Source organism: Permianibacter aggregans (genome assembly GCF_009756665.1).
GTDB classification, from domain to species: Bacteria; Pseudomonadota; Gammaproteobacteria; order Enterobacterales; family Permianibacteraceae; genus Permianibacter; species Permianibacter aggregans.
On record NZ_CP037953.1, the window covers coordinates 3086649 to 3112101 of the forward strand.

General features: G+C 55.0%; 17 protein-coding genes and 1 pseudogene. 8 read left to right on the forward strand and 10 right to left on the reverse strand.

All coding sequences use genetic code 11. The features are described 5' to 3' along the window. Positions 1-29: 29 nt before the first annotated feature. From E2H98_RS13875 to E2H98_RS13890, 4 genes are all read right to left on the reverse strand, one after another. Positions 30-419 carry a response regulator gene (locus tag E2H98_RS13875; protein WP_133591822.1) on the reverse strand — a complete coding sequence of 130 codons (390 nt, stop codon included), beginning with the start codon at positions 417-419 and terminating at the stop codon, positions 30-32. An 81-nt stretch (positions 420-500) separates the two neighbouring features. Then, on the reverse strand, positions 501-3314 hold the full coding sequence (locus E2H98_RS13880) for a PAS domain S-box protein (RefSeq protein WP_133591824.1): 2814 nt from the start codon (positions 3312-3314) through the stop codon (positions 501-503). After that, entirely contained in the window at positions 3311-4591 is a 1281-nt protein-coding gene (locus E2H98_RS13885) for a response regulator (RefSeq protein WP_157591386.1), read from the reverse strand. Before E2H98_RS13885 ends, E2H98_RS13880 begins: the two co-directional genes overlap by 4 nt. Further along, a complete protein-coding gene (locus E2H98_RS13890) occupies positions 4530-7088 on the reverse strand; it encodes a putative bifunctional diguanylate cyclase/phosphodiesterase (RefSeq protein ID WP_133591828.1) in 2559 nt (852 codons plus the stop codon). Before E2H98_RS13890 ends, E2H98_RS13885 begins: the two co-directional genes overlap by 62 nt. 224 nt (positions 7089-7312) lie before the next feature. On the opposite strand from E2H98_RS13890, the gene E2H98_RS13895 reads away from it, so the two are divergent. The 6 genes and pseudogenes from E2H98_RS13895 (at position 7313) to E2H98_RS13920 (ending at position 16845) form a co-directional block, all read left to right on the forward strand. Then, positions 7313-8407, forward strand: coding sequence for a sensor histidine kinase (locus E2H98_RS13895; protein ID WP_133591830.1), 1095 nt, complete (start codon positions 7313-7315; stop codon positions 8405-8407). 23 nt (positions 8408-8430) lie between these two features. Next, positions 8431-9231: a LytR/AlgR family response regulator transcription factor gene (locus E2H98_RS13900; protein ID WP_133591832.1), complete on the forward strand. Its 801-nt coding sequence runs from the start codon at positions 8431-8433 to the stop codon at positions 9229-9231. A 615-nt stretch (positions 9232-9846) separates the two neighbouring features. Then, positions 9847-12948, forward strand: a complete 3102-nt coding sequence (locus E2H98_RS13905; RefSeq protein ID WP_133591834.1) for an efflux RND transporter permease subunit — start codon at positions 9847-9849, stop codon at positions 12946-12948. Between the two features lie 11 nt (positions 12949-12959). After that, positions 12960-14048, forward strand: coding sequence for an efflux RND transporter periplasmic adaptor subunit (locus tag E2H98_RS13910; RefSeq protein ID WP_133591836.1), 1089 nt, complete (start codon positions 12960-12962; stop codon positions 14046-14048). A 67-nt stretch (positions 14049-14115) separates the two neighbouring features. After that, on the forward strand, positions 14116-15669 hold the full coding sequence (locus E2H98_RS13915) for a cryptochrome/photolyase family protein (protein WP_133591838.1): 1554 nt from the start codon (positions 14116-14118) through the stop codon (positions 15667-15669). A gap of 159 nt (positions 15670-15828) precedes the next feature. Next, positions 15829-16845: pseudogene (locus tag E2H98_RS13920) on the forward strand (IS110 family RNA-guided transposase). A 281-nt stretch (positions 16846-17126) separates the two neighbouring features. Here E2H98_RS13920 and E2H98_RS13925 read toward each other — a convergent pair. Then, a complete protein-coding gene (locus E2H98_RS13925; protein ID WP_198325322.1) occupies positions 17127-17888 on the reverse strand; it encodes a slipin family protein in 762 nt (253 codons plus the stop codon). Between the two features lie 8 nt (positions 17889-17896). Next, on the reverse strand, positions 17897-19207 hold the full coding sequence (locus tag E2H98_RS13930; protein ID WP_133593643.1) for an NfeD family protein: 1311 nt from the start codon (positions 19205-19207) through the stop codon (positions 17897-17899). 241 nt (positions 19208-19448) lie between these two features. Between E2H98_RS13930 and E2H98_RS13935 the strand changes: the two genes are divergently transcribed. After that, positions 19449-20108: a type 1 glutamine amidotransferase domain-containing protein gene (locus tag E2H98_RS13935; RefSeq protein ID WP_232475418.1), complete on the forward strand. Its 660-nt coding sequence runs from the start codon at positions 19449-19451 to the stop codon at positions 20106-20108. Between the two features lie 53 nt (positions 20109-20161). On the opposite strand, the gene E2H98_RS13940 is transcribed toward E2H98_RS13935, so the two are convergent. The 4 genes from E2H98_RS13940 to E2H98_RS13955 all read right to left on the reverse strand — a co-directional run bounded on the left by E2H98_RS13940 (position 20162) and on the right by E2H98_RS13955 (position 24158). After that, on the reverse strand, positions 20162-20929 hold the full coding sequence (locus E2H98_RS13940) for a DNA/RNA non-specific endonuclease (protein WP_133593647.1): 768 nt from the start codon (positions 20927-20929) through the stop codon (positions 20162-20164). Between the two features lie 113 nt (positions 20930-21042). Continuing rightward, the gene (gene arsJ / locus E2H98_RS13945; protein WP_133593649.1) at positions 21043-22254 is read right to left on the reverse strand and encodes an organoarsenical effux MFS transporter ArsJ; all 1212 of its coding nucleotides are present in this window, start codon (positions 22252-22254) and stop codon (positions 21043-21045) included. Between the two features lie 530 nt (positions 22255-22784). Further along, entirely contained in the window at positions 22785-23789 is a 1005-nt protein-coding gene (locus E2H98_RS13950) for an ArsJ-associated glyceraldehyde-3-phosphate dehydrogenase (RefSeq protein WP_133593651.1), read from the reverse strand. A 27-nt stretch (positions 23790-23816) separates the two neighbouring features. After that, positions 23817-24158 carry a metalloregulator ArsR/SmtB family transcription factor gene (locus E2H98_RS13955; protein WP_162848231.1) on the reverse strand — a complete coding sequence of 114 codons (342 nt, stop codon included), beginning with the start codon at positions 24156-24158 and terminating at the stop codon, positions 23817-23819. Between the two features lie 275 nt (positions 24159-24433). On the opposite strand from E2H98_RS13955, the gene E2H98_RS13960 reads away from it, so the two are divergent. Next, complete coding sequence (locus E2H98_RS13960; RefSeq protein ID WP_133593683.1) at positions 24434-25363, forward strand: ZIP family metal transporter; 930 nt, start codon at positions 24434-24436, stop codon at positions 25361-25363. Positions 25364-25453: the final 90 nt, after the last annotated feature.

Sequence of the window (25453 nt, forward strand, 5' to 3'; positions counted from 1 at the left end):
CAGCCTCGGCGGAAAGCGTTGTGCCGCGATCATGGCAATCGCTGCCAAATCTGCTGCAGCTGCGCGGCCAGTGTCATCGGATCAAACGGTTTGATCACGACATCGCCAGCGCCAAGTGTCTTGTATTCATCGATTTCCTTTTGCTGCACTTTCGCGGTCATGAACACGACGCGCAACGATTGGTTCGGGAATTGTCGCTGCAATTTTTGCAGGGTTGTCGGGCCATCCATCAATGGCATCATGACATCGAGCAGCACCAGATCTGGCCGGCATTCTGGGAATTTTTCCAAGGCTTCGATGCCGGAAGCACAACTGACGACCTGCAAGCCTCCGACGTTTTGCAGTGCTACCTTGGCAACGGCTCGAATCGAGGCGTCGTCATCGACATGCAGAATGGTGTTCAATGGTGTAGCCGGCATGCTCTTCAACTCCTGTTTCCACTTCAGTCATCAACAACGCGGGCAACTACCTGACTGGTGCCGTCTTTCTTTGCGGCTCAGTTAACTGTAGTGCAACTCGGCGCTGACGAGCGGCAGGCTGAACCAGAACCGGCAGCCGTTGCCTGGCATCGAGTCAAAGCCCACTTCGCCGTGCATCGCCTCGACCAGCTCCTTGCAGATAGCCAGACCCAAACCGGTACCGGGTTGGGTGCGCGTGCTGGAACCATCGAGCAGACCAAACTTTTGAAACAGACGGTCATGCAAATGAACGGGAATACCGGGACCGTTGTCGCTCACGGTAACCTGGGCGTGGCGATGATCCTGGCTGATCTCGATACGCACCTCGCTGCCTGGCGGAGAAAACTTGATCGCGTTGGACAGGTAATTGGTCAACACTTGCTGCAAGCGCCGGCTTTCAGCGAGCACCACACAGCGCTGGGCATGGTCGCGAGCCGATTCGCTGAATTGCATGCGAATGCGGTATTGGTGCGCATAGGCCTGCAGGCTTTCCAGTACGCTGTCGATTTCCCTGTCCAGTTGCAGCGGCTTCAGTTTCAATTCCAGCTTGCCGGCGCCCAGTTTTTCCATGTCGAGCAGATCATTAACCAGCGCCATCAATCGTTTGCTGTTTTGTTCTGCGATACGAAGCATGTCCGCCATCTCATCCGACAGATCACCTAAGACGCCACCATTGATCAACCCCAGCGCACCGACAATCGAGGTCAGCGGCGTGCGCAATTCATGGCTGACCGTGGCGATGAATTGGTCCTTGATTTGCTCGGTGCGTTTTTGTTCGGTGATGTCCTGAATCAGCGAAACAAAGTGCACCGGCCGCTCCAGACTGTCGCGCACCAGCGAGACGCTGAGCAGACCCCAGATGATCTCGCCACTTTTGTGAAAGTAGCGCTTCTCCATCTGATAGTGATTGAGCTTGCCATTCAGCAGCGCTTGCACGTATTGCAAGTCGGCCTGCAGATCTTCCGGATGGGTGACGGTTTGAAAATCGGTGCGCAGCAATTCCTCTCGCGGATAGCCAAGCAGCTTGCACAAATGATTATTGACCTCCAGCCATTTACCCTGCAAGGACACCAGTGCCATGCCAATCGGCGCCATGTCGAACGCACCCGAAAAGCGTTGCTGACTTTGTTTCCACTGTTCTTCGGCCAGAATTCGATCAGTCAAGTCGACGGCTATACCGACAAAGCCTGAAACCACGTTTTCAGCGGTTTCCAGCGCACTGATTGACAGCCGCACTTGATGCGGTTGTCGCTGTTTGTCGTACCAGGTCCATTGCCGCGTATCGGTGTGACCGAGTCGGGCATCGGCGACCAGTAGATCGAAGTGGTTGATGGTTTGCCGATGTGGCAGCGCCAACTGTTGACGTCGTTGCTCCAGTTCCTGGGTATCGAAAAACTGTTCCGGCGCGATCTGTCCGATCACTTCGCTGGCACGATAACCAAGCAATTTTTCGGCGCCAGGATTAAACAGATTGATCTGACCGCGGGCATTGGTGGTGAAAATGGCGACATCAGTCGACGCATCGACAACCGTTTGCAAATACTGTCTGGCACGGCGAATTTCCTGTTCGATCAGTTTGCGGCCGCTGATGTCCTGCAAGGTGCCGGCGACCAGCTTTTGCTGATCGGTCGAACGGGTGTAAACGCGGCCACGGCCATGCACCCAGACCCAATAACCCAGCGCATGCCGCATCCGGTATTCCAAATCCAGCGCCGGAATGTCGCCTTGCAAATGGCTTTCCAGTTGCCGCTGAATATTTGGCAAGTCCTCCGGATGCACCAGCGATTCCCAGGCTTCGGAACTGAATGGCGCCAGGGCTTCGATGCTGGTGCCCAGCAGCGTGGCAAAGTGTTCGTTGATGTACACCTGCTGTTCGCCAACGGTCCATTCCCAGATGCCGGTGCGGGTGCCTTCGACAATCATTTGCAAACGCCGGCGCTCCCCATCCTGAATGTGCTGATCGCGTTTGACTCGGCTGATATCGGTCAACTGCCCGAATAGCGTGACACCTCCATCGGGTGTGCGGTCCGGCTCGGCATTGATGGCAAGCCAGCGTTCGGTCTGATCCGCCGTCGCAGGCCAGTGCAGTTCGGCATGCAATGGTGTTTGCTCATCAGCACTGATGTTCAGTTGTTGCAGGAATCCGTTGCGGTCGGCTTCTGAGAAATCTCGCAATAAGCGCGAGAAGTTCTCGGTCAGATCTTCTTGTTTCAGATCGAGCAAACGGTCAACTTCTGGCGCGATAAAGGTGAAACGCCAGCACTGATTGCTATCACGTAGCAACTGGAAATAAGTGGCTGGCGTGTCGGTCGGCGCCTGTTGTTTTTGCGCCAATTTCAGTTCCAGTTGGTGTTTTCGTTGTTGCAGCCGTTGCACGACCAGCGCGGCAAGGGTACTCAGCAATTGCCGTTGTTCGCTGTTCAGTTGCCGCGGCACCCGGTCAATCAAACAGAGCGTACCGATGCGATGCTGATTGTCGGTAATCAGCGGCGCGCCGGCATAAAAGCGAATATGAGGCGCGCCTTGCACCAATGGACTGCCGCGAAAACGCGGGTCTTGCAAGGTGTCGCGAACTTCAAAAATCCCGTCTTGCAAAATCGCGTGGGCACAAAACGCCAACTCTCTCGACGTTTCGCACACGTCCAGTCCTTGCCGGCTTTTAAACCACTGTCGTTCATGATCGACCAGTGACACCAGACAAATCGGAACCTGAAAGATCGTGGCTGCTTGCGCTGTGATCTGATCGAAAACGGCTTCTTCGCTGCTGTCCAGTACATGCAGTTGCTGCAGCGTCAGCAGCCTTTCGTTTTCGTCATCGGGCAATGGCGCCGACTGGTAGTCAGACTTGTCGTTCATAAAGGTTTTGACACCGAATCCGGGTTGAACGCCAGATGAATCAAGCGGCGATTACGCCGTGCCCGCCATGCTCGAGCGCGCACCGCACTGACCAGGTAACTGCCGCGCACAGGCTTGATCAGAAAATCATCGCCACCTAGCGCCAGCGCTACCGCGTGTTTGCTCGGATCGGATTCGGCAGACAAAAACAGAATCGGCATCCACGCTAAACGTTCATCTTCACGCAATACCGCAGCCAGTTCCGGTCCAGTCGCCTCCGGCATATAGACATCAAGCAACAAAACGTCCGGATGAAATTCGCGTACGGCTTTCAAGGTGTCTAGCGCTTGATGCACCACTTTCACTTTGAAGCCAGCTTCGCTCAACGCCAATGCATAGGCTTTGCTGGCCAGCGCATCGTCGTCGACCAGCAGCACCCGGTATGGATCGTCGTCGTTGCGACCGACCAGTTCATCGAGGGTATTGAGCAAATGGCGCTGATCATAAGGTTTGGTGAAGTAGCGGCTGGCGCCGGCGCGAAATGCCGCCAGACGTGAACGCAGATCGTCGTGCACCGAAATGAAAATAACCACCGGACTGAAGCGTGGATCGGCTTTCAGTTCGGCGATGATATTGGCACCTTGCAAACGACCGGAAGTGAATTCCATGTCCATCAAGATGGCATGCGGTAAGCGCTGCTTCTGACAGGCTTCGAGAAAAACTTCGAGCTTGCTGAACACTTTGACGCCATAGCCTTCGCTTTCCAGCTTGGCGCGCAGGCCCTGGGTTTGCGTATTATCGTCATCGACCAGATACACCAAAGGCGGTTCTGGCCCGGTATGTGCCGGCGTGCTGTGACGATCGAAGGCATGGCTTGGCAGCTTGCTTAGCGTCAGTTGTTCCAGCCGGGTAATTTGGCGACCAATCTGACTCCAGGTTTCCTCGTCGATGGTCAGTTGTTCGTTCAACTGAATCAGTTCCTGATGCAGGTTCGATGCGGCGGTGCTCAGCGACGGCTGGCCGAGTGTGCCGGCACTGCCGATCAATTTGTGCAGCAGTGACACCAGCATATTGGTGGAGTTGGCATGCCAGCGCCGCCAATCAATCAGTTCGTAAGCAGCGCGAATGGCGCGCAGACGCACCGGCACTTCTTCGAGAAAAGCCTTTTGCAGTTCGGCCAGGGATTCGTTGTTGTCATGGTCCTGCATGGTGTGCTGATTTCCTCTCAATAACGACTCAAGGGTTTGCTGATGCCAGCCACTGCTCGACAAAATCGGCAGCGGGAATCGGCCGGCCAAAACGATAGCCCTGCATCAAAAAGCAGTGACGCTGACGCAGAAAATCGGCCTGCTCGTCGTTTTCCACGCCTTCGGCGATCACGGTCAAATGCAGATGCTGGGCAATGGCCAGAATGGTTTCGACGATAGCGGCATCGCTCGGATCATTCGGTGCATCCTGAACGAAAGATTTATCAATTTTCAGTTCGCGCAGCGGCAGCCGTTTCAGGTAACTCAAACTGGAATAGCCGGTACCAAAATCATCGATAGAAAAATGCACGCCGAGATCGGCAAGCTCCGCCATTTTTTCCCGGGTGCTTTGCGGGTCGTCGATCAACAGGCCTTCGGTCAGCTCCAGCGTCAGGTGCAGGGCATCGGCGGCGCTGTCCTGCAAAGCGCGTTTGACCGAGTCGACAAAGTCAGCCTGGCGGAATTGGCGCGGGCTGACATTGACGGCAAAGCGCAGTGGTTTACCGGCGGCTTCGCACTGACGCATGACGCTCAGCGTTTGCTGCAGCACCCATTCGCCAATCGGCACAATCAACCCGCTTTGTTCGGCGACTGGGATGAATTGAATCGGCGACACCAGTCCACGCTGTGGGTGCTGCCAGCGCAGCAGCGCTTCGGCGCCGCGGATAGTGCCCTGATGATCCACTTGCGGCTGCAGATAAACCTGGAATTGTTGTTGCTCCAGGCCGTAGCGCAAGTCTTGCTCCAACTCGAAACGTTCGCTGACGCGGGTGTGCATTTCGCGTTCGAACACGACGATGGTGTCGCGGCCTTTTTCCTTGGCGCCGAACACAGCGGTGTCGGCTTCTCGCAGCAAATCTTCCGGTGACTCCATGCCTTTCGGCAGTATCGTCAGACCAATGCTGGCTGATTGTTGAATGTGCTTGCCGCGCAGCTCGACCGGTTCACTCAGGCGGGTTCGCAATTTTTCCGCGACCTGCAAGGCATGGGCGGTGGCAGCGTCGGCGTCCTCGCCGATCTGCGCCAGCAGCACGGCGAACTCGTCGCCGCCGAGCCGGGCCAGGGTGTCTTCCTCGCGCAGCATTTCCTGCAGGCGTTCGGCTAGTGCACGCAAATAGGCATCACCAAGACTATGGCCGTGGGTGTCGTTGATACGCTTGAATTCGTCGAGGTCGATCAGCATTAGCGCGCCGAATTGCTGATTGCGCCGACAAACGGCGATTTGCATGCTGAGCCGGTCATACAGCAGTGCCCTGTTCGGCAGCTGAGTGACTTTGTCGTGATAGGCGGCTTCATGCAGCGCCTGTTCAGCGGCTTTGCGCTCGCGCAGGCTTTGGTAAATGGCGAGAAAACCGGGAGCCTGCAAACTGTGATCGGTGATTCGACAGAGCAGCATCTGCGCCGGGAATTCGCCGCCACCCCGATCGATGGCGGTGATTTCATTTTCGGCCCGACCGCGCCGCTGCATGTCTTGCCAGAGTTCGACCAGCGCCTCGCTTTGCGCATGCTCGCCGTGCAGCACTTCCCAAGTGGCGCCAAGCAGTTCTTTCTGTGTGTAGCCAAACAACTGCAGCAAGCTGGCATTGACGTATTCGATGCGCTGTTCGGCATTGAACAAAACAAAACCGATTGGACTGTGTTCGATGGCCTGTTCCAGTTTTTGCAGCTGAACATTTCGCCATTCACGTTGCAGCGCCATCGCCGCCAGTTGTGTGATGGTAGTCAGCATGCGCTGGTGAAAACGACTCGGCGATGCTGGCTCACGGGCATACAACGCGAAGGTGCCAAGCACGCGCTGATTGACGTCGAGAATCGGCGTGGACCAGCAAGCTTTGAGGCCGTTGCTCAAGGCCAGCGGCGCGTAATCACGCCATAACGGGTCGCTGGCAATGTCATGGCAAATCACCTGCTCGCGCCGCCAGGCAGCGGTGCCACAGGCACCCGCGCGTGGGCCGATTTCAGAACCGTTGATGGCTTGCACATAGCCTGGCGGCAAACTGGGGGCAGCGGCGTGCAGCACGTGTCGCTGATCATCATCAAGCAGCAGAATCGAGGCCAGCAAATCGACCGTCAGTCGCTCAATTTCTTCGCTGAGCAATTGCAGAATGTGTTGCGTTGAGGCGCCGCTGGACAGTAGCGCGATGATCAGCGATTGCATCTGAGCGAACGCCTGTTCCTCGCGGAACGCGGTCAGGTCGCAGATGCGTAAGCGCAGGCCGTCGTATTGGCCGGCGTCATTGTTCAGGCGTTCGGCCTGGCAATGCAGATGACGCCAGTCGCCAGGGGCCAGACGCAGTGGCCAGTCGATGCTGAAGTCGCGTTGACGTGACACCAATTGTTCGGTGCGGGTCAGTGTGTCGGCGCGCAGCCCGGCCTGGGTCAGCAACAGGCTCAAGGAATCGGTAGCACCCTGGCGGCCATGCAGCCCCAACCACTGCAGCACGCGGTGGTCCGGCGCATGTAAATGGCCTTGGTGGTCAAGCCGTAACTGGATGCCGTCCACACCGGTGGTCAACGACTCGGCCACATTGTGTTTGTTGGATTCCATCGAGGTAGCATGCTTCCTGACGTATGTGTTCCCTGCCGACAGCACGGGGCTCGGCCTTGGTCTCAGTGTAGTTCAGCCGTGCTGATCGCGCCGGTGGCGCGGCAGGACGTGGAAACGTTCAGTGGTGCCGCCATTGCGACGAGTGTTGACCGCTAGGCCGGCAAATGCTTTTACAATGCCAAGCGGTACGTATCATTCAATTAGTCTTGGGATTAGCGGTTGTCATGAACCTCAAATGCTGGCTGGAAAACCATAAACGCCTGTTCTGGGTGTTGAACACCTGTGGCTGGGCTGGTTTTGGTATCACCTCGTATTTGAGCGGCCGTTATTGGGGCGAGGAGTGGGGCTATCCCTGTTACCGCTTCGCCGGCGCCGCGTTCGGCTTTCTGATCAGCATCGGCTTGCGCCACTTTTACCGACGCATCTGGGGCGCGCCGGTGTGGTGGCGCATCATTCTGGTGGCGTTGGCTTCCTATGTTTGTGCGGCATTGCTGGCGGTGCTGACCAACTACGTGCTCTGGGAAGTATACGAAACTTACCAGCCGACCGAATTCATGAAATATTTCAAAGGCATCACCACGCTTTTTTATATTTTCATTTGTTGGAGTGGTTTGTATTTCGGCGTCAAATTCTACGAAGGTATGCAGCAGGCCATTCAAGGCGCGCTGCGTGCCAATGCGCTGGCCCATCAGGCCCAACTGAAAATGCTGCGCTATCAATTGAACCCGCATTTTCTGTTCAACACCTTGAACGCCATCTCGACTTTGATTCTGGAAAAAAATCATCAGGTCGCCAACGACATGGTCAGTCGCCTGTCGGATTTTCTGCGTTATTCGCTCGACAATGACCCAATGCAAAAAGTGACACTGGCCCAGGAAATTCATGCGCTGAAACTCTACCTCGGTATCGAGAAGGTGCGCTTTGAGGAGCGCCTGAGTCTGGAGTTCGACATCGACGAAACCGCCGAATCCGCGATGATCCCGAGCTTGCTGTTACAACCGTTGGTCGAGAACGCCATCAAGTACGCCATTGCCCGTTCCGAGCACGGCGGTAAAATTGCCATTCGCGCCCGGGTGTTCGCCCGTGAATTATTATTGGAAGTGGCCGATGACGGCCCCGGTGTCGACGATATCGACGCGATGCTATCCGGTCGACATCACAACGGCTGCGGCGTTGGTGTGCGCAATACCCGCGAACGCTTACGCGAACTGTACGGCGAGGATCACGGTTTTCAAATCGACAACCTGAAGCCGAGTGGTTTGCAAATCAGTATTCGTTTGCCGTATCAGACTGAAGACAATGTGGCGCGACAAACTTGAGTGGGCGCCAGAAGGTAATGGACATGAGCATACGCGCCATCATCGTCGACGATGAATCCCTGGCCCGCCGAGGCTTGGCAATGCGGCTGGCCCGCTTTGAAGATGTTGCCGTCGTTGCGCAATGCCAGAATGGCCGCGAAGCCTTGCATGCGATTGCCGAACAGCAGCCGGACCTGGTGTTTCTCGATATCCAGATGCCCGGCCTGAGCGGTTTCGATGTCGTACGCGCACTGCCCACCGATCAATTGCCGCTGATTGTTTTTGTCACGGCCTTCAATGAATACGCACTTGATGCCTTTGATATACACGCCATTGATTATGTGTTGAAACCGGCCGACGAACAGCGGCTGGAAAAAACTATCGAGCGGGTGCGTGCCCATCGGGCCCAACAAACGGCATTGGCCGACAAACAGCGGCTGATGCATTTCATTTCCGATATCACCGGTGAACAGTATCAGTCGGTTGATCAGGTATTGGAGCGGGCCGAAGCCGGGCAGCAATACCCAAGCCGCATCAGCGTCAAAGACCGGCAGGAAACCACGCTGGTCGATGTGCGGGATATCAGTTGGGTCGATGCCGCCGGTGATTACATGTGCCTGCATGTCGGTGAGCAAGTGCACATCATGCGCTGCACGATGAAAGAGTTGGAATCCTTGCTCGACCCGAACCTGTTCCAGCGCATCCACCGTTCCACGATCATCAATCTCGACCAAGTCGAGAAAATCATCAACCACACCAACGGCGAATATTTTCTGGCCATGAAAAACGGCGCGCGATTAAAGATGAGTCGTGGCTACAAAGATAAAATCAAACATTTCGCCTGAACATAAAAAATAAGATAGGTCCGAGTTCATTCGGGCACCAAGGAAGTCGATTGGCTTTTCATGCAGTCCTTCGGATGATCAATGTGCGAATAAATGCGCACCTACCTCTCGGTGCTTGAGTTGTAGGTTCGGATTCATCGGAACACTTCCAAATAGTAATGACAGACTATTGCATTGTTACCTAAGTAGGTCCGAATTCACTCGGACACCACGAAAGTCGCTTGGCCTTCTTCGTGCAATTCTTTGGAACGTTATTGTGCGAATAAATTCGCACCTACCTTTCGGCTTTGAGGTGTAGGTTCGGATTTATCCTAACACCTCCGAATCATCCACACCGAGCCATGCATTTCTTAGCCTAAAGCGAACTAAGTAGTTCTCCTTATATCGTTTCCCTGCATTTCGCGGGAACTCGTTTTCAATGCGCAATATCGATGCCACAACACAGTTCGTTACAAGTTCAATCTCGCCGAAAACTTTTGAAAAACTTTTCACCCGCATCCAAACCATTGGCCGCAGCCTTGCGTCAATTAAACGCGTAGCCCTACCTATTATCTTGCCCGCGCCTCAAGCTGTGCGACATCCACGCTTTAGCTAACCATTGAACAGGACGCTGCAATGAAACTGACCTCGACGGCATTGAATAATCCAGCTGGCCTCGCTGTCATCGTCGCGTTGCTGGCGGTGTTTGGCTTGTACGCGATAGTACGACTGCCGGTACAACTGTTTCCGAATATCGAACGGCCGGTGATTGCGGTGCAAACGGCTTGGCGTGCAGCATCGCCACGCGAAATCGAATCGGAAATCATCGAACCGCAGGAAGATATTCTGCAAGGCTTGCCCGGTTTGGAGTCGATGTCGGCCAATGCCAATCAGGGTTTCGCCTGGATCAATCTGGAATTCGCGCTGGATACCGACATGCAGCAGACGCTGATCGAAGTGATCAGCCGAATGACGCGTTTACCGCCGCTACCGCGCGATGCGACACCGCCGCAAATCATGCTCGGTGGTTGGGGCGGTGGCGGTGAGGCGCTAACCTATTTCTTCCTGCAAACTTTACCCGGCAGCACACAATCACTGAACGACAACGTCGATTTTGTCACCGATGTCATTCGTCCGCGCATCGAAGCCATTCCTGGTGTTGCCAGCGTCACGGTTGAAAGTGGCGCCGAGCGTGAGGAACTGCAAATCCGTTTTGACGCCAACAAGCTGGCCGACTACCAACTGACTCTACCGGATGTCGTCGGGCGGGTCAGCGGCAGCAATGATATCTCTGGTGGTTTTCTCGATGTGGGTCGGCGCCAGTACACGCTGCGTTTCACCGGCAAATATGAGCCGGAAGAAATGCGCGATCTGATTCTGGAATGGCGCAACGGCGTTGCCGTGCGCTTAGGCGATGTCGCCACTGTCGATATCCGCCCGGCCGATCGGGCCAACCTCGCCGTGCAAAACGGCAATCCGGCGTTTTCGATTCGCGTCAACCGGCAAAGCGGCGCCAATGTGCTTGATACCTTGAATAGCGTCAAGGCCGAAGTGGACAAGATCAACACCGATCTGCTGGCCGAAAAAGAACTGCGCATGGTGCAGTCATTTGATGCCTCGGTGTTTATTTATCGCGCGATCAATCTGGTCACCAGCAACCTGGTTTTCGGTGTCGCTTTATCGGTAGGCATTCTCTGGGTATTTGTCCGGCGGATGCGGGCAACGTTGATGATTGCGCTGGCGATCCCGACCAGTTTGCTGGCGACGTTCATCATGCTGCAAATCACCGGTCGTTCGCTGAACGTCATTTCGCTGGCCGGTCTGGCGTTTGCTGTGGGCATGGTGCTCGATGCGGCCATTGTCGTCATGGAAAACATTATTCGTTTGCGTGATGAAGGCGTGCCCGGTGAGCAGGCGGCAGACAAGGGCGCTACGCAAGTCTGGGGCGCATTACTGGCATCGACGACCACCACGGTCGCGATTTTCCTGCCGGTATTTTTCCTTAAAGATATAGAAGGCCAGTTGTTTGGTGATTTGGCGTTGACCATCGCGATAGCGGTCAGTATGTCGTTGCTGGTCGCCGTAACCGTGTTGCCGGTGATGGCACGCATCGGCTTGAAAGGCGTGCAAGTGCCGGACCGGTTTGGCAAGCAATGGGACCGCATCACGGCATTTGTCATGAATCTGACCAGCACCGGTAAAAAGCGAGCCATCGTATTCGCGACCCTGATGATTGTACCGGTGACGATCACGTGGCTGGCGATGCCCAAGCTCGATTATCTGCCGCCGGTAAAGCGCGATGCCGTCGACGCCTTCTTCCAGTTTCCTCCAGGCGTCAATATCGACACCGTTGAAGAGGAGGTCGTCAAACCGATCATCGCGCGATTACAACCTTATATGGACGGCGAAAAGCAACCGGCGTTGAAAAACTACTACATCATTATCGGTGGTTGGGGCGGTACCATCGGTGTGCGCGCGCTCGATCAATCGCGGGTCGACGAACTGCTGAACGTCGTGCGTAATGAGGTGCTGGTCGACTTGCCCGATACCCGTGCGTTTGCCAATCAAGGCAATCTGTTCGGTGGTTTTGGCGGTGGCCGCAGCGTCAACCTGCATCTGCAGTCGCGCGATACGCAAGCACTGTTGGCCGCAGCGCGGCATGGCATGGACAGGATTCAGCAAGTCATCGACGGCGCGATGGTGCAGCCACAGCCGGGTTTGGAATTGGCGGAGCCGGAATTACGGTTGTCACCGAATGATCGCCTGATCAATGAACAAGGCTGGAGCCGGCGCGATCTCGGCACCATTGTGCGTGCGTTGGGTGATGGCGTTTACGTTGGTGAATACTTTGACGGTGCTCAGCGTCAGGACATGATTCTCCGCAGCGATAAGGGTTTCGATCCGGATTCGCTAGGTGATGTGCCGCTGTACACCCCAGCCGGAAATGTGTTGCCGCTGCGCGCGCTTGTTGATATCGAACGCACCGTAGGCCCGACACGTTTGCAACGCATCGATCGCAATCGCACCATCAGTCTGTTCGTCAACCCACCGGAAGGTTGGTCACTGGAAGAAACCATTGACGCCATAAAAACCCAAGTCGAGCCGGAATTGCGCGCGATGTTACCGGCTGACGGCAATATTCTTTACGGTGGCAGTGCCGATCAGTTGAGCAAAGCGATCAGCACGATGGGCCAGAATTTCCTGATGGCACTGCTGGTGTTGTTCTTGTTGCTCAGCGCTTTGTTTCGATCAGTCAAGGACAGCACGTTGGTGTTACTCAGTTTGCCGCTGGCGACCGTTGGCGGTGTGCTCGCGATGCGTCTGTTGAATCTGGTGACGTTCCAGCCGCTCGATCTGCTGACGATGATCGGTTTCATTATTTTGCTTGGGCTGGTGATCAACAATGCCATTTTGCTGGTGCATCAAACCCGCAGCGCTGAACGTGAAGGGCTAAGTCGTCACCATGCGGTTGAACAGGCTTTGCGCACACGCCTGCGGCCAATTTTCATGAGCACGCTAACGAGCTTGTTCGGCATGTTGCCCTTGGTGCTGATGCCTGGAGCTGGCAGTGTTATCTATCGCGGATTGGCGACCGTTATCGTCGGCGGTCTGACGGTCAGCACGGTATTCACGATCATTTTGCTGCCGTGTCTGCTGCGCCTCGGTGAAACCCGTCTGTCGGTATTGCAAGGCGAACGTGCCAAACGCGAACCGGCCAAACTCGAATCGGTTGCCTGAAGGAACTCGTTATGAACATGCAAAAATCTCTTCGTCATATGGCGCTGGCAACCGCGCTTTTCAGTGTGCCGCTTACGTCGCTGCACGCTGCCGAAGCGCCGCCACCAACATTGGTGACGGTGGCGACCGTCGAAGCGCGTGAAGTGGCACCGGTGATCTGGGTGCCAGCTAACGTCATTTCCCGTCAGGATTCTCAGATCGCCAGCGAGCGCGCCGGGCAGATTGTCTGGGTTGCCGAAATCGGCAGTCGGGTCAAACGCGGTGAACCGCTGGCGCGTATCGACGACGAAGCACTGAAACTGGAATTGGCCGAGCAACAGGCGGTGCTGTCCCGGTTGCAGGCATCTGAAACGTACTTCGAAAAGCAGTTGCAGCGGCTGCAAACCTTGATTGCCAATAACAGCATTTCACGTAACGAAATCGATGCAACGGAGCGTGATCTGGCCGTGACTCAAGCTAATATCGAACAACAGAAAGTGCTGATTGCGCGCAGCGAGCTGGCGATCAAAAAAGCCCGAATTACCGCACCGTTCGACGGCGTCGTCGCCCAGCGGCGGGTGCAACGGGGCGAATACGTGCAGGCCGGCCAACCGGTTGCGCAACTGGTCGATTTGATTGGACTCGATGTGCAAGCACAGGCGCCCATCAGCGTCGCCAGTTTTTTGGCCGAGGCGAAAACACTCAGTGTTGAATTCAATGGCGACATCATCGAACTACCGCTGCGTACCTGGACGCCAACGGCCAATCTCAGCTCACGCGCGTTTGAATTGCGCCTCGATGCCCGCAACCTGAAGGCAACGCCGGGCATGGCCGTTAAAGTCGCGGTGCCGCGCGCCAGCGCCGAGCAAACGCTGGTGATTCCGCGCGATGCCTTAGTCATTCGCGAACAGGCAACGTATGTGATGAAAGTGAACGGCGAAGGCGTTGCCGAGCGCACTGTGGTCACCACCGGTGCCGGCACTGATGACAAAATTGCTGTTTCGGCGGCGCTCAATATTGGTGACCAGGTGATCGTTCGCGGCGCCGAAACCACCCAGCATGGCCAGAAGGTGCGCGTCGCCGAAACCAAAAGCGGTGGCTTGGCGCTCGGTCAGCGCTAATCGGTCAGCAAACGTTATTCGGGATCAGCACGTATAACCGGAAAATTATCTGGCGTGCTGATTCCCGATGCCTCATTTCCACACATTGCGCCTGATCCTGGGTGACCAGCTCAATGCTCGACACTCTTGGCTTCGCCAGCGCGATGAAAAAGTGTTGTACCTGCTAGCTGAACTACCGCAGGAGCTCAACTACGTCAAACACCATGGTCAGAAAATCGCTGCATTTTTCCTGGCTATGCAAGGTTTTGCCGAAGCGCTGGCAAAGGCCGGGCATCAGGTTTTGCATCTGACGCTGGACGACTCGTGCAGGTATTCCGATCTTCCTGCGTTGTTGCAGGCGCTATGCAAACAGCACGCGATTGAAACATTCGAATATCAGCGGCCCGACGAATATCGCTTGCTGCAGCAACTGCGACACCTGAAGCTTGGGAAGTCAATCGCCGTCCATGAGGTCGATAGCGAGCACTTTCTGTTGCCATTTGAGGAAATCAATAAAGAATTTGAAGCGGGCAAGCATCGAACGATGGAACATTTCTATCGGATGATGCGTCAGCGCTTTCGCGTTCTGATGGATGATGACAAACCGGCCGGTGGACGCTGGAACTTTGATCAGGAGAATCGTTCGGCTCTCGACGAAGATGGGCGTCAACAAATCCCGAAACCGCTCGTCTTCGACAACGACGCCAGCGCCGTTATCGACAGGCTAAAAAAGCACAAGGTCAATTACTTCGGCTCGTTGGAAGACCGTTTGCTGTGGCCGGTCAGCCGGCAGCAATCACTAAAGCTGTTGAAGCATTTCTGTCAGCAGGCGTTGCCCTGGTTTGGTCGTTACCAGGATGCCATGAGCGACCAGCATATTCACGCCTGGAGCTTGTTCCACTCTCGTCTGTCGTTTGCGTTGAACAGCAAGATGCTGTCAGTCAACGAAGTCATTGACGCCGCGCTCAGTGCCCATCAACAAAGCCCGAAGCGGATCACGCTGCCGCAGATCGAGGGCTTTGTTCGCCAGATCATTGGCTGGCGTGAATACATGCGCGGCGTTTACTGGGCCAATATGCCGGATTATCGGCAGAAGAATCGATTGCAGGCGAAACGATCGCTGCCAGGCTATTTCTGGACTGCCGACACGAAAATGAATTGCCTGAAGCAGGCGATTGGGCAATCGCTCGATTACGCTTATGCCCATCACATTCAGCGTCTGATGATCACCGGCAATTTCTGTCTGTTAACCGGCATCAAGCCTGATGAAGTCGATGACTGGTATCTTGGCATTTATATCGACGCCATCGAATGGGTTGAGCTGCCGAACACTCGTGGCATGAGCCAGTTCGCCGATGGCGGATTGATTGCGACCAAACCGTATGCATCGAGCGGTAGCTACATCAACAAAATGAGTGACTACTGTAAAAGCTGCCACTATGCGGTCAGCAAGAAAACCGGTGAGCGAGCCTGCCCGTTCAATAGCCTGTATTGGCATTTTATGAATCGACATCGCCAGCGTTTTCGCGATAACCCGCGCATTGGCATGATCTACGGCAGCTGGGACAAAATGAACGAAGACAAGCGCGAAGCGATTTTGCAGCAAGCCGAACAGTATCTGGCCAATATCGAATCGCTGTAGGTCCGGATCTATCCGGGCAAAGGGCTTCAATAAACGTGTCTGAACCGACGCAAACGATGTCCGAATGAATTTGATGGTATTGACTCCTCCCATCCACGGCGTCGAAGTGCCAGACTGAGATTGACGAGTCATGTCAGTCACAGAAGGAAGGAGTCCGTTATGAATATTAAGCGCATCGGAATCGACCTGGCAAAGCAGGTTTTCCAACTTCATGCGGTCAATGACCACGACAAACCAGTGATGAACAAACGCCTCAGCCGTCAACAGATGCTGCCGTTCTTCGCCAAGCTGGCCCCGACGCTGATTGGTATGGAAGCCTGTGCGGGTGCGCATTACTGGGCACGCCGGCTGACGAGCCTGGGCCATGTGGTCAAGCTGATGCCGCCGCAGTTCGTCAAACCCTATGTCAAATCCAATAAGAACGATGCCAATGACGCCGAAGCGATTTGTGAAGCGCTGTCACGACCGACGATGCGCTTTGTCACGGTCAAGCCACCGGAGCAACTGGCACTGCAAGCCTTACATCGGGTGCGTCAACGAGTAACCCGTGCCCGCACCGCCTCATCAATGAAACCAAAGGGTTATTGGCTGAGCACGGCATTGTCATCTCGACGCATGGCGCCACGGCATTGTGTCGTCAGTTGCCGGCGATTATCGACGAACCGCGCAATGAGCTGTGTCCGTTGATGCGGCAACTGTTGCGTCAGCTTTATGACGAGCTGACGTTCATGAGTGCACAACTCGATGCCCTGACCAAGCAGGTGCTGGCTTGCGTGAAAAACGATGAACGGATTCAGCGACTGCTGGCCATCGAAGGCATTGGCCCATCAATGCTTCGCATTAGTTGCGCAAGTGGGTGATGCCAAACAATTTCGCAGCGGGCGACAATTTGCCGCGTATTTGGGCTTGGTGCCAACGCAACATTCGAGCGGAGGCAAAGAGCGTCTGGGACGTATCAGCAAGCGCGGAAATCCATTACTGCGAACCTTGCTGATTCACGGCGCCCGAGCGGCGGTAAATGCCAGCCGAAAAAAACACGATGCACGCAGCCTGAACATCCAGGCATTGGAGGCAAGACGCGATACCAATGTCACCACCGTCGCCGTGGCCAACAAAAACGCGCGCATCATTTGGGCGTTGTTGAGCAAAGGCCAGTGTTATCGGAAGAGCAATTAAGCGATAGGAGTTAACCCACCAGAGATTGCCAAGTCATCGAGAATGGCACAACGGTAAGACCGGCACACCATGATGCCGCTAGGTGCGACGGCCTCCTGAACAGGAAAGGCCGCCAATTCGATAGGCACGGTGTGAGCGAAAACCATTATGGCCAGAGCGATTGATACGCTCATCAACAGGTCGGATATACGTTTGCAGTCTCATTCCTTTGTCGCTTTCGACGATGGCTTGCAATAGGGGAGGAGTCCATATACGGACCTACATTTCTCTTTGCGGAGCCATCATTCTTTCTTCTCGACATCCATCGATTTCAGCATTGCCTGAATCAAATCCATCGGTAACGGGAACACAATCGTCGTGGTTTTGTCGCCTGCAATTGCGGTCAAGGTTTGCAGGTAGCGCAATTGCATGGCCTGTGGTGATTGCGACAGCACCTGCGATGCTTGCAGCAGTTTCTCGGAGGCCTGCATTTCCCCTTCGGCGTGAATGACCTTGGCACGCCGCTCTCGCTCGGCCTCGGCCTGACGGGCGATGGCGCGCACCATCGATTCGTCAATATCGACATGTTTGATCTCGACGTTGGAAACCTTGATGCCCCAGTTATCGGTTTGTGCGTCGAGAATTTTCTGAATATCGGCATTCAATTGTTCGCGTTCGGCCAGCATATCATCGAGCTCATGTTTACCTAGCACTGAACGCAAGGTTGTTTGTGCCAGCTGCGACGTGGCGTCGAGAAAATGCTCGACATTGATAATGGCTTTCTGGGCATCGACAACGCGGAAGTACAGCACGGCATTGACCTTGACCGAGACATTGTCGCGGGAAATGACATCCTGGGTCGGTACGTCCATGACCACCGTGCGCAAATCAACGCGAACGACCTGTTGCACAAAGGGAATGACAATGATCAGGCCCGGACCTTTGACCTTCCAGAACCGGCCGAGCAAAAAAATGACGCCGCGTTCGTATTCGCGCAGAATCTTGATGGCGCTGGCCAGCACCATGATCACAATCAACAGCACAAACGACCAGCCGAAAGGCATCGGAATCATCAGTTTTCTCCTTCTGGTTCGATTATCAGGGTCAATCCTTCGCGAGCGATAACGCGCGCGGCCTGACCTTGTTGCAAGGGTTTGCCACTGCGCGCTTGCCAGACTTCACCAAAACCCTGGACGCGGCCTTCGACATCAAAATTTTCCAATGCCAATACCCGCTCGCCAATCATCGCCTCGCCACCGAACACCGGTTTGCGTTTGCGTACCTTCATCGCCAACATGCCGATCATCGCGATGGCCACGGCGCTGGTCAGTGCCAGAGGCACCACCATTTGCCAGGAAATGCCGATACCGGGAATGTCGGCATCGATCAGCATCAGCGCGCCGATGATGAACGCAACAATACCGCCGACCCCGAGTACGCCAAAACTCGGCGCCATCGCTTCCGCAACCATCAACCCTAGGCCGAGCACGATCAGCGCGATACCAACGATATTCAGCGGCAACATCGCCAAACCATAAGCGCCTAGCAGCAGACAAATGGCACCGATGACGCCGGGACCAATTGAGCCTGGCGTGTAGAATTCAAACAACAAACCGTAGACGCCAATCATCATCAGCAACAACGCGATATTCGGATTGGCCATCATCGCCAACGCCTGTTCCTGCCAATTCGGTTGCAGTGTGGTGATTGCGGCGCTTTTTGTGTTGAGGGTGACGTTGACATCGGCAACGCTCACTTGCCGGCCGTCGACCTGTTGCAGCAAGTCGTCGATATCCTTGGCAATCAGATCGATGACATTCAGCTCCAACGCTTCATTTGCCGACAGACTTTTCGCCTCAAACACCGCTTGCTCGGCCCACTCAACATTGCGGTTACGCAGCTGCGCCAGCGAGCGGATGTAGGCTGCTGCATCCTGTACCGCTTTCGTGGTTTTCGGATCCGGTTTGGCTTTTTCCTTGTCATCTTCGCCTCCTGCCGCAGCGATCTGCACTGGTGTCGCGGCACCGAGATTGGTACCGGGCGCCATCGCTGCAACATGACTGGCATAAAGCATGTACGTGCCAGCGCTGGCTGCGCGTGAGCCACTCGGCGCAACATAAATTGCTACCGGTACGTTCGACACCAGCATTGCCTGAATCATTTCCCGCATCGAGGTATCGAGCCCGCCCGGCGTATTGAGGCGCACAATCATCAGCTCGGCACCAGACTGTTCGGCATGGTGCAAACCACGCAAAAAATAGCTGGAGCTGGCGGGGGTGATGGCGTCGTGAATTTCGATCAGCACCACCGACTGGGCCGACGCCATGCAGGTGCTGAGCAGTAAAAAAAACATCGCGATACTTTGCCAGCAACGTCGCCGCATGTACGAGACCTCGTTTTAGAGATAACCAGTATTGCTACTAAGGTTAGACGATTGCGTTGTTTGTCGTTGACGAACCATTGCCGTAGCAATCGCTACGGATCAAGGAATGAGTTGATGGCATCAAAACAAGCTGTTTAAACAATCTCAGGTTATAAAAAATCGCGACGTTCTATGATGAGGGAGAGAGCAGGTCAAAGTCGAAACGAAAGAGGAGGACAATATGGCGAGCGGAAAAGTATTAATGGTACTGACAAGTCAGGATCAACTGGGTGACACCGGCAAACCAACCGGTTATTGGTTGGGTGAGCTAACCCATCCATACTTCGCGATGCGCGAAGCCGGCCTTCAGGTTGAAATCGCCAGTATCAAAGGCGGTAAAGCGCCCATTGATCCGGGCAGTCTGGAGAACCGTGACGAACTCGATCAGCGCTTTTTACATGACGATGCGATGAAGAAAGAAATCGATCGAACGCTGAAGTTGGATGAGGTCAATGCCAAAGATTATCAAGCGGTGTTTTTCACCGGTGGTCACGGCGCCATGTGGGACTTTCCGGACAGTCCGGCCGTTGATCGGGTGACGCGTGAAGTGTATGAGCAGGGCGGTGTGGTCGCCGCGGTTTGTCATGGGCCTGCTGCGCTGGTCAACGTCAAACTGAGCAACGGTGAGCACTTGGTGCAAGGCCGTCGAATTACTGGCTTCAGCAATGAAGAAGAGAAGGCCGTCGGCAAAACGGAAGCCGTGCCGTTCTTGCTGGAAGATAAAATGAAAAAGCGCGGCGCGATTTTCCGTGCTGCTGATGCCTGGAAGGAACATGTCATGGTCGATCAACGCATCGTTACCGGACAGAATCCTCAATCAGCGAAAGCGACCGGTGAAGCGGTGGCAACATTGTTGAAATAACGATTCACATTAAAAAGAGGCCGCCATGTTTGCAGCCTCTTTTTACTTGATGTTCAGCAGCCCAAAGCCGCGCGCAGGCCACCTGTGCGGCCCTCGACGGCGCTTTCTTTGTAGGCCGGTAGCATTGGCATGATGTTGATGCCAGCGCGTTGCTCAACCTGATCGATGGTGACTTCGCGGCCGCAGAAATTGGCGTTTTTGCCCAGGTTCTGTTCCATGATGAAAGCGGAGGCGTCGATCCAGCCGTTGCTGTTGGTGATCAGCACTTTGAAATAGCCGGAAGGAATGACATGGCTTTCATTGGCGCCGGGCAGTTCGCCGACATACCACTCATACAATGGCCCGGTCACGATAAACACGTTCTTACCGCTACGCGCCAGTGCGCGTTCGGCCTCTTCCAGGCGTGCCCATGGTCCCTGATTCAGATCGGCTTTTTGCGGCGTGATATTCGACAGGTAATTGGTGTCAGCCCAGTAAGCCGTGTTGGAGAATGAGGCCAGCGGCACTTGATGTCCGCGATCGGTACCGAGCACCGCATTGGCGTTGGTGTAGTCAGCGGGCTCCAAGGTATGGGCGGCGTTAATCGCCGGATCTGACTTCCAGGTGCGTGAACGACTTGGGCCGTCAATTGTGTTTGGAGTGACTTGATAGGCGGTCCAGTCGGCGAACTTGGTTAGCGCATTGTTTTGCAGCGTATAAATCTGGCGGGTGACAATCTGCCCATTTTTACCAGTAGGACAACCGTGAAGGCAATTTTCAGCAAGCGCAATACTGGAAAAACTTAACAGCAACAGCGTGAGGCGATGAATCGTTGTCATCATGAACTGATGCTCCAAGTGTAGGTGGAGCAATCAGCCTAGAAATGCCGGATGACGCTTTGATGATGAAATGCTTACCGATTTTTGCCTTTTGTATGACAGCCAATGTTAGGTGATTAACTGCCTACAGGATTCCGAGGCAGCGCCAAGGAAATCACGGTCGTCAACAGCAACATGCTCGCCGCGGCCAACAAACACGCCATCAATCCGTATTGCTGATACAGATAGCCGGATAACACTGTGCCAGCCAATCGGCCCATGGCATTGGCCATGTAGTAAAAGCCGACATCGAGCGAGACGCCATCTTCGCGGGCGTAGGCGACAATCAGATAGCTATGCAACGCTGAATTGATGGCAAACACGACCCCAAAAACCAGCAAACCAGCGACGAGCACCTGCTCGACCGATATGCCGCCAAATGATGAGGGCAGCAACCAGCTAAGCAACAACATGATCAGCGCCAGTATCAGCGCGCCAAGGATGGCGGCATGGCGTCCTGGCGGATGCGGGCCGCGCAAGCCGAACAGACGAGGCGCCAACGCCTGCACGGCGCCATAACCAATAATCCACAGCGCCAGCAGACTGCCAACAGCGGTGTGCGACCACTGCAATTGTTCAGCAAGAAAAACCGGCAGCGCGATAACAAACCAGACATCACGGGCAGCAAACAAGAATAGTCGCGCCGCCGACAGAATATTCACAGCCCGGCTGCTGGACATCAGCGCCGAGAATTTCGGTTTGTTTTTCGCTTTGCCGAGTTCCTGTTTCAAGGTCAGCAGGCTGAACACGCCAACCAGCGCCAGGATAATGGCCATCGCTGCGATAGCGCCTTGAAACCCAAGCACGCTGAGTAGCAAACCACCGAGAAAAAAGCCGATGCCTTTCAGTGCGTTCTTCGAACCGGTCAGCACCGCCACCCAATGAAACAATCGTGTTTGGGCTTCATTGGTCAGCAGCGTCTTGATCGCGCTCTTGGCGCTCATCTTGTTCAGATCCTTGGCGATGCCAGAAAGTGCCTGCGCCGCCATGACCCACGGCACCGTCAACCAGGCGCTTGGTACCAACAGCATTGACAAGGCCACCACCTGTAACAGCAAACCGATATGCATCGTTCTATTCAAACCGATACGAGCACCAAGCCAACCACCAAGCAGATTGGTCACGACACCAAAGAACTCATAAAACAAAAACAGCAAGGCGATTTGCAGCGGCGCATAGCCAAGCTGATGGAAATACAACACGACCAGCATGCGGAGTGCGCCGTCAGTCAATGTGAAGGCCCAGTAATTACCGGTAATCAGCAGATATTGTTTTTGTGCGGCATTCATTTTCACAATTTCACTAGCAGCAGTACTCAATTAGGGGAAGTTAATCTGATATTTCATCTTTGCAGTTTTTAAAGCAGATCAAACTCCCACGGAATAGAAAAAACGGGGCCCCCGTATGCGCCAGCCGGCAGCGACAGGATGGAAGCCGGGTACAACCGCAAGGACAGCGGTTGTAGCGCTGTTGAGGCATGGATGCCGACTCAGCGCGGCCCGAGCTGGAGGCCTGTCGATGCCGGAACGGCCTAGACGAAGTAAAGCAACTCTCCTGGCGCTTCAGGGCGTGGTGGATTCGTGCCATCCAGGCACTCACCCTACGGGCGCCTCCCGCGTCCAAATTTGTTCCTGACAAATTTGTCTTTTGCCTACTTTTCTTGCACGAGCAAGATAAAGTAGGGCGACCGCCGGGGCGCATCCCGGCAATCGCGAAAGTCGAAGCGCCTTTGAAGTGTCGAGACCACTTTGAACGTCAAGTGCGGCTTTATTCCCCCAGATTGTTTTGGCATACAAGAGCGATGATCGATCTTTGAAGATTATTCCTTCGTTCCGACCATCGCCACCAACTCCACCACCCGATTGGCATACGCCCACTCATTGTCATACCAGGCATAAATCTTCACCTGGGTTTCATTGACGACCATCGTCGACAGCGCATCAATGATCGACGAACGCGGATCGGTTTTGTAATCAATCGATACCAGCGGCTTTTCTTCATAGCCGAGAATGCCTCGCAGCGAGGTTTCCGCTGCCTGTTTCAATGCGGCATTGACTTCCTCAACGGTCGTTGCGCGTTCCACCTCGAATACGCAATCGGTCAGTGAGGCGTTCGCCAGTGGCACGCGCACGGCGTGGCCATTCAGTCGGCCTTTCAGTTCCGGGAAAATCTCGGTGATGGCAGTTGCGGAACCGGTGGTCGTTGGAATCAGGCTGATGCCGCAAGCGCGCGCCCGACGCAGATCTTTATGGGCAGTGTCGAGAATGCTTTGGGTATTGGTCAGATCATGAATGGTGGTGATCGAGCCATGACGAATACCAAAACGTTCATGGATGACTTTCACCACCGGAGCGAGGCAATTTGTTGTGCAAGAGGCTGCAGTAACGATGCGGTGCTGGCTTGGATCGTATTGATCATCGTTGACGCCAACGACGATATTCAGCACGCTTTTTTCTTTCACCGGTGCGGAAACGACCACGCGTTTGACACCTTGATCTAGATAAGCTTGCAGCAGCGTTGTCGATTTCATTTTGCCAGTCGCTTCGATCACGACATCGCAGTCGGACCATGTACTATCGGCGATGGCTTTGTTCTGCGTGAAGCGAATGCGCTGATGGTTAATCGTGAGCGATTCCTTGTCGGCGGCGATCGCTTGCGGCCAGCGCCCATGCACCGAGTCAAACTCCAGCAAATGGGCAAACGTGGCCGCATCGGCGGCCGGGTCATTGATCGCGACTACCCTCAGAGATGGATGAGTAAACGCTGCCCGCAGCGCCAAGCGGCCGATACGACCAAAACCATTGATTCCGACTTTGATGCTCATGGACGAATTCCTTGCTTCGATTATTACTTAACAGCAACGTTCAGGCCGATTGCACATCGTGGCCAATCGTTGCTGATTTTTTTTGACGTAGGGTTGGTTGCCGTTGGCGGCCTGTTGCAGCACCGTGCTTGCCCACGCTGGCAATTGCGGATGCAGGCGGTAATAGATCCATTTGCCCTGGCGTTTGCTCTGCAACACACCAGCGGTTTTCAGCTGCGCCAAATGTCGCGAGATTTTTGGTTGGCTGTCCTGCAGCGCGGCGCCGAGTTCGCAGACGCAAAGCTCACCTTGGGTGGTCAGCAACATCAGCATCCGCAGCCGGGTTTCATCGGCCAGACTTTTAAAGAAACTAACGGGATTCAGGGCCATCAGCAATTCCGTAGGGAAGAGACGGAGTAAATGTATATGGAAAATCACATATATGGAAGATCGAATATATGACGCTTTGATGACGGCTATGGCCATTGATCGAAACTATGGTGCTGATTGCCGTGGCGTGTTGGTCAGCGTGGTGTATTTGCGCAACACTTCGGGGAGTCAGCGCCATGGCAAAGCCGCTAGCGCTTGCAGAATCCGGGAATGCTGACAACGTATAAATGCAGCCCTCATTGGGTACTGACTTCGAACGCTGGACCAAGGGCACCATGGAACACACCGAACCTGCGCCGTTTTCACTACGCCAAGCCTGGATCGAGGAGGCACGAAAACATCCGTGGACGCTCGCCAGCCTCGGCATCTCCACGCTGGCCGTGTTGGCGCTGTTTGTCGTCGGCCTGTTCCGGGCCTTGGCCGCGTATCCAGACAATCATCTTGCCGATGCTCTTTACGGTGGCTTGGCTGCGTTCGCGGCCACCGCGTTCGGTGCGTTTCTGGCACTGGGTCTGCGCCGCCTTTCGCAAAAGCTGGCTGACGGCATGCTGGGTTTTGCCGCCGGCATGATGCTGGCCGCCAGTGCGTTTTCATTGATCCTGCCCGGCATTGCTGCTGCGGAAGACATCACCGGCAGCCGCCTTGGCGCCGCGTTAACGGTCGTTGTCGGATTGACGCTTGGTGTCATGCTGATGCTCGGGCTGGACCGCTTCACGCCGCACGAACATGAATACGTTGGCAAATGCGGGCCCGGTTGCGAGCGCATCAGCCGCGTTTGGTTGTTTGTTTTTGCCATTACGCTGCACAATCTGCCGGAGGGTATGGCCATCGGCGTCAGTTTCGCCGGCGGTGATTTCAGCGTCGGTGCCACCGTCGCGACGGCGATTTCGATTCAGGATATTCCGGAAGGCTTGGCGGTGGCGATGGCGTTGCGCACCGCTGATCTGTCGGCCTGGCAGGCAACGTTGATTGGTGCCGCCACCGGTTTGATGGAGCCACTCGGCGCTCTGCTCGGCATCGGTCTTGCTGGTGGTTTGCCGCTTGCCTATCCGATTGGCATGGGGCTTTCGGCCGGTGCGATGATTTTCATTGTTTCACACGAAGTGATTCCGGAAACCCATCGTCACGGTCATCAAACAATGGCGACGATGGGTGTGATGATCGGTTTCGCGGTGATGATGGTGCTCGATACGGCGCTGGGCTAATGGCGCAGAACCGTTTGGACATTCCGCTGCCGTGGTGAAATGCACTGTCCAATTGAATCGGCCTACTGCACTGTTGCGAACGCTGTTTTC